The organism is Methanocalculus sp. (assembly GCF_029762515.1).
GTDB lineage: Archaea > Halobacteriota > Methanomicrobia > Methanomicrobiales > Methanocorpusculaceae > Methanocalculus.
Window position 1 is genome coordinate 1 of record NZ_JARVGN010000133.1, and the last position, 5,384, is coordinate 5,384.

Sequence of the window (5,384 nt, forward strand, 5' to 3'; positions counted from 1 at the left end):
TAGACCATTTCGTCGTCCAGAAGCATCATCAGTTCATGCTCCATCGGCCGATCTGTTGCCCCGGTACGGATAGCGGCTTCCCGTAATGCGCGTGCGCCTTCATCGTTGATGGTGAATGGAACGCCCCAGTTACTGCTTCCGATTGGGTTCTGTGCAGGGTTCCCGACACTTGTTATTGCGTCACCATAGAGGACATGTTCGGTCTCATCACCGGTGGTCTGAATTCTGATATCGAACCTGCCCTGCTGTCCGACGATCTCCTGTGCGGTGATCATGTCGACGCCTGCAAGTTCTATCCGGATATACCGTGAGGCGCCGCCGAATGTGGTGAGGGTGTTCACCTTGGCATCTCTCGTTCCGAGGCGGTTGATCTTCTCTTCCAGGATGCGTTTGACGGTTTCTGCTGTTTCAGGACCTACCCCAATCTCATAGCTGGTGATCGTTGCGCCATATTCTGCGAATACCTGTTCCAGCTCTTCCCGGGTGAATGGTTTTCGTATCTCAACAACATTTGCCTCTATGAGTGATACTTCTGTGTCGAGATCTTCGGATATTCCAAGTAGAAGTTCTTCAACGGAGCCGGTTGTTTCAAAGGTGATTAATTCTGCCTTATATTCAAGCTGTATCCATGATCCGCCTTCCAGATCCAGGCCAAGCTGAACATTCCCCTGAATGCCCTTATCAAAGGCGGGGGGAAGCAGATAGATCGAAACGGCTGAGAGAATAAGTGCTGCAATAAGCACCAGTATGCGCCAGTCACGCATGAGAGAATTGGAATCGTCTTTTGTCATCTCTTCACCCCTTTTGCTGCTTTTCCACTCTGCACATACCATTTCAGAATTCCGGCATTGAACATCCAGGTGTTCATCAGATCAACGAGAAGACCGATCAACAGGACGGCTGCAATCTGCATGATGATCTCTATTCCTCCGATCCACGAGACGACCAACAGTGCGAGGACCGCAGAAAGGGTCGTTGTGGTCATGATAAAGCCTGTCCTGAATGCATTTTTCAGTTTCTCCTCGAGTTTCCCCTGCCGTTTCAGGATACGGGTTGTCAGGAGGATGTCGCTGTCGACAGAATAGCCGATGAGCATCAGAAGTGCGGCCGTTGTGCCAAGTGAGAGGGGTAGTCCTATCACATCCATGATTGCTGCGGTTATGAGGATATCAGTGAATGCAGCAAAGACGACTGCAATAGAGGGTATCACAGTTCTAAAGGCGATGAATACGATGACTGCCATCCCGATGAACGAGAAGAGGAGGGCAATTAGTGCCTGCTGCTGGAGTGTCTCGCCAAACGACTCTCCGATCTGATCCACTTTTGCATCAGGATACCGCGTAGCTATATCCTGGGAGAGTGAGCGGAACTGTTCATCAGACATTGGCCCGAACCGAAGGTAGTTTCCCCTGTTTAAGCCTTCACCGATACTGATCAGAGGATATGCTGCAAAATACGCTTCCAACTGTTCAGGTGTATCATCGCTCATCACCGTTACCGCCGTTCCCCCGGCAAAATCAATCCCAAGATTGATAGGAACACCGGAGATCATGAAATTGGCCCCGATGATTATCAGTCCGATGAGCGTGATGACAAGCGGCACCGCCATCATCTGCTTTGGGGGATATTTATTTACAAGATCGTACAGGTCAAACGCCATAGTGGTAACATTTACGATCTGATTGTTTAAATTATTGGCTATATACGGGATGCAGATACATTGCATTCCACAGGTTGATGGTTACGAAAAGAAAGACGTCCCGGCCGGGACTTGAACCCGGGTCAAAAGCTCCGGAGGCTTCTAGGATGTCCACTACCCTACCGAGACAATTGTTGCAGAAGCCCGAATGCGGGCATTGCGTCTAGATAGATCTGTGTAAAAACAGATAAGGATATCGTTATCGGTGATACTGGTGCCAGATTTTGCATGCACCTTCATGGGAGACCATGCAGGGGCCAACCGGAGAGCGGGGGGTGCATGCGGTGCCGAAGAGCGGGCAGTCGGTTGGTTCGGCGAGACCGCGGAGGAGCTGGTCGCAGATACAGGCGGAGCGCTTCTCGATATGAGGAATTGTCTTGTTGAATTTCTTTAATGCGTCATAGGTGTCATATTCAGGCTTTAATGCAAGACCGGAATCCGGTATGACGGGGAAGCCTCTCCACTCGATGTCGCAGGGTTCAAATACCTCGTACATCAGGGCTTTTGCCTTGGTGTTTCCTTCTCTTGTGACAGCCCTTGGGTAGGCATTCTCCACCTTTGCCTCTTTGTTATTGATCTGTTTTACAAGCATGTACAGGCCAAGCAGGAGATCGTCTGCTTCAAAGCCTGCTACCACCTGGGGGACCGGGAACTGCTCATATTCATCATATCCCATAACAGCGCATACATGCCCTGGCAGGATGAATCCATGAAGGTCCGCTTCTCCCTGGCTGAGGAGCCATTGCATGGCAGGAGGAACGACACGATGGCAGGAGAGGATGCTGAAATTTTCAGGTGGATTCTGGAGGATTGTTGCGGCAACGGTTGGAACTGTTGTCTCAAAACCAACAGAGATGAAGACAACTTCTTTATCAGTATTTTTTGCAATCTCTACTGCCTTATGAATGCCCTGTACGATCCTGATATCACCATCAGCTGATTCGAGCGAACCTTTCGATCCCGGCACCCGGAGGAGATCGCCGTAAGTGGTGATGATCTTTCCTTCTGCTGCAAGATCTATTGCACAGTCTATCTCGCCGGCAGGCGTGATGCAGACGGGGCAGCCGGGCCCCATCACGACCTTCAGTTCTTTTGGGAGGACGCTTCGTATCCCGTGTTTTGCAATAGCTGCTTCGTGTGTGCCGCAGACATGCATGATCCTGACGTCTGACTTAATCTCTTCCTGTATTGCCTTGATGATATCCTTTCCAACCGCCATAGAGATTCTCTCATAGTAGTATGCCCTCCCAGCCAGAAAAGGTTGATTGGTGGAGGCAGGGATTAAACCGGACCATCATCTCCTCTGCTGTTGAGGTTTTTAGATGATCTGAGTATTCTTAAATTGCTCAATAAAGAAAGATTGAATGGCTTTCTTCTCGTCGTCTGTGAGTGTCGTGACCCAGGTTTCTGCGCCGGGGCGGCTGAGCGAGTTGATGTGGATTACATCGGGGTTGATCCTGACTGCCGCATCCCGCAGGAGGTGGAGCTCTTCGTCTGTTGTATTAACACCCGGAATGAAGAATATCTCAAGCCAGATTTTTCCTTTAAATTCCTTCCTGAGTGCTATCAGGCCATCAACCATTGTTTCTGCGGTGATGCCTGAAGGTGGCCGGTTGATTGTTTGGAAGATGTCATCGCTGACTGCATCAAGTGAGGGGAGGATGAGGTCTGCTGTTTTGATCTCGTCTCTGATTGCCGGGTCATGGAGGAGGGTGCTGTTTGTAAGGACGGCTCGTTTGTATTCAGGGTGGTGTTTTCTGAGATACTCAAGGATGGCGCTGATTCCCGAATGGAGTGTCGGCTCGCCGGTTCCGCCGAGGGTGATATAGTCGATATCCCGCTTAATTCTGAGGTAGTGATCAAGTTCCTGCTGGATTCTTGAGAGGGAGGCATATTCCCCCCGTTTCCGTGTGATATGGATGGTTGTGCCGCACTCACAGTAGACGCAGTTTAAAGAGCAGATGTTTCCGGGCACAAGATCGATGCCAAGGGATCTCCCGAGGCGGCGGGAGCGTACCGGACCGAAGAGATATTGGTATTCCATTATCTTCAATACATATCTGTCGTGACAGGAGATACTTCTTTTCTGCTGGTGGAGTTTTAGGGATTGGTGGGTGTATCTTCAATTTGAAAGAAGATGTGTGCCAGAAGATTCGGATCAGATCTTTTATCGTCTGTTCCTGCCGATTGAGTGTATGTTTGCAGTCTCTACCTATTGCCTTCATCGCGAGCCGCTCGGAATAGCCCTTGAGAAACTTGCTCCAATCACCGGCTCTGTTGAGGTGATGGATGACGGCCTTCATTACATTGATAATCCTGAGATCCTCGAGTCATATTCCTTCTCCTATTCGATTCATGCGCCATCACGCGGAGTGAATATCGCCTCCCTCCTGGAGCCGATCAGAAAGGCGAGCGTCCAGGTAACAGATGAATGTTTTGCAATTGCCGCCGAGGTCAATGCCCCGGTGATCGTCCACCCCGGCTATTTCGCATGGCTGGAGGAGAGGGAGATGGCAGAGCGGCAGATGCTGAAATCCATAGCCGAACTCCGGGCATTGGCGGATGAGCGGGGGGTCGAACTGACAATAGAGAATTTGGGGAACTGGGATTATTTCTTCCTTAAAACCCCCTCTGAGCTGCCCCTCATTGAAGGCACCAGCTTTACACTTGATATCGGCCATGCTAACCTGAATAGCTGCCTTCCAGAATTCCTGAAGTATCCTTTTGCTCATATCCATATTCATGATAATGATGGGACAACCGATTCGCATAGTCCGGTTGGAACCGGAACTATTGACTTTGATGCAGTGATGGAAGCCGTCAGGAGGGAGAAGGTGATCCCGGTTATCGAGGTTGACACCCTTGAGGGAGTGAAAGAGAGCATCAGGGCGCTTGGGTTGTGATAGCCACGATATGGTGCCTTGTTGTGAGGGTTAAGTGGTGATGGGTCTGTTGAATGGTGATCTGGTGCAGTGGGTATTCGGTGAGTATGTTGTGGGGAGTGTGTTGGGGGAGTATGCCGGGAGTTGTCAGGTGTTTAGGTATAGTGGGTGCGAAGAGTCGTCAATCATTCTTTGAATATAGGAAATCCACGGCAAAATACGCTCCAAGCCATGATCCATTCCGGAAGGTATTAAAACAACGCTGGCTTACGATATAATGCAACTTCTCATGTATTTGGGGGTCGCTGCCGGATTCAGGGGCTTAGATCTCCGGAATATGGGCATTTCAATCAGGCAACTCAAACAGGCAACTTATTGTCTGGCACAACAATCGCCTCGGTGGCATAGCGGTATCGCGCTTCCTTGGTAAGGAAGAGGTCGCGGGTTCGATTCCCGCCCGAGGCTTCGTTTTTGGTGTTTTTTTTTTAATTCGGAGTTAGCTATCAACGCTGTTACTAATGTTTCATAATACATATTCAATCTAAGCGAATGTATCGCCACATCTAAGACTTTGGAGACATTCAAGCCTGTATCCTGAATGAAGTCATAATTTTCCGGATCGATTGTGAGAGAGATCCTTTTTCTAAATCTTCTTATTACGCTCTTCTTTTCATCTTTTGTCTTTGTTTTCATTTCTTTTACCACCTATACGTACATGTACCCTCATGTACGTATGCTATAGTGCTACCTTGCCTCTAAGGTTATAGCCATCGGAACCCGGTTGATTGATAAAAGGACGAACG

General features: G+C 49.4%; 4 protein-coding genes, 2 tRNA genes and 1 pseudogene. 2 read left to right on the plus strand and 5 right to left on the minus strand.

Annotation, left to right across the window (positions count from 1 at the left end; translation table 11 throughout):
* The 5 genes and pseudogenes from QCH34_RS06090 to QCH34_RS06110 all read right to left on the minus strand — a co-directional run.
* Positions 1 to 791: pseudogene (locus QCH34_RS06090) on the minus strand (preprotein translocase subunit SecD); the annotation flags it as partial.
* The gene (locus QCH34_RS06095) at positions 788 to 1,660 is read right to left on the minus strand and encodes a protein translocase subunit SecF (RefSeq protein ID WP_300331740.1); all 873 of its coding nucleotides are present in this window, start codon (positions 1,658 to 1,660) and stop codon (positions 788 to 790) included. The pseudogene QCH34_RS06090 and the gene QCH34_RS06095, both read right to left, overlap by 4 nt.
* 96 nt (positions 1,661 to 1,756) lie before the next feature.
* Positions 1,757 to 1,828 (minus strand) — tRNA-Arg (locus QCH34_RS06100).
* A 70-nt stretch (positions 1,829 to 1,898) separates the two neighbouring features.
* Complete coding sequence (hypD, locus tag QCH34_RS06105) at positions 1,899 to 2,918, minus strand: hydrogenase formation protein HypD (protein WP_300331743.1); 1,020 nt, start codon at positions 2,916 to 2,918, stop codon at positions 1,899 to 1,901.
* A gap of 99 nt (positions 2,919 to 3,017) precedes the next feature.
* Entirely contained in the window at positions 3,018 to 3,743 is a 726-nt protein-coding gene (locus QCH34_RS06110; RefSeq protein ID WP_300331747.1) for a radical SAM protein, read from the minus strand.
* 151 nt (positions 3,744 to 3,894) lie between these two features.
* Between QCH34_RS06110 and QCH34_RS06115 the strand changes: the two genes are divergently transcribed.
* Positions 3,895 to 4,602 carry a sugar phosphate isomerase/epimerase family protein gene (locus tag QCH34_RS06115; protein ID WP_300331752.1) on the plus strand — a complete coding sequence of 236 codons (708 nt, stop codon included), beginning with the start codon at positions 3,895 to 3,897 and terminating at the stop codon, positions 4,600 to 4,602.
* A gap of 372 nt (positions 4,603 to 4,974) precedes the next feature.
* Positions 4,975 to 5,046: transfer RNA gene (locus tag QCH34_RS06120), tRNA-Thr, on the plus strand.
* The last annotated feature ends 338 nt before the right edge of the window (positions 5,047 to 5,384 follow it).

What these genes read in the sequence shown, in the direction of transcription:
- QCH34_RS06095 (WP_300331740.1), bottom strand. Translation starts at nt 1,660, where the DNA reads ATGGCGTTTGACCTGTACGATCTTGTAAATAAATATCCCCCAAAGCAG.
- hypD (WP_300331743.1), bottom strand. Translation starts at nt 2,918, where the DNA reads ATGGCGGTTGGAAAGGATATCATCAAGGCAATACAGGAAGAGATTAAG.
- QCH34_RS06110 (WP_300331747.1), bottom strand. Translation starts at nt 3,743, where the DNA reads ATGGAATACCAATATCTCTTCGGTCCGGTACGCTCCCGCCGCCTCGGG.
- QCH34_RS06115 (WP_300331752.1), top strand. Translation starts at nt 3,895, where the DNA reads ATGTTTGCAGTCTCTACCTATTGCCTTCATCGCGAGCCGCTCGGAATA.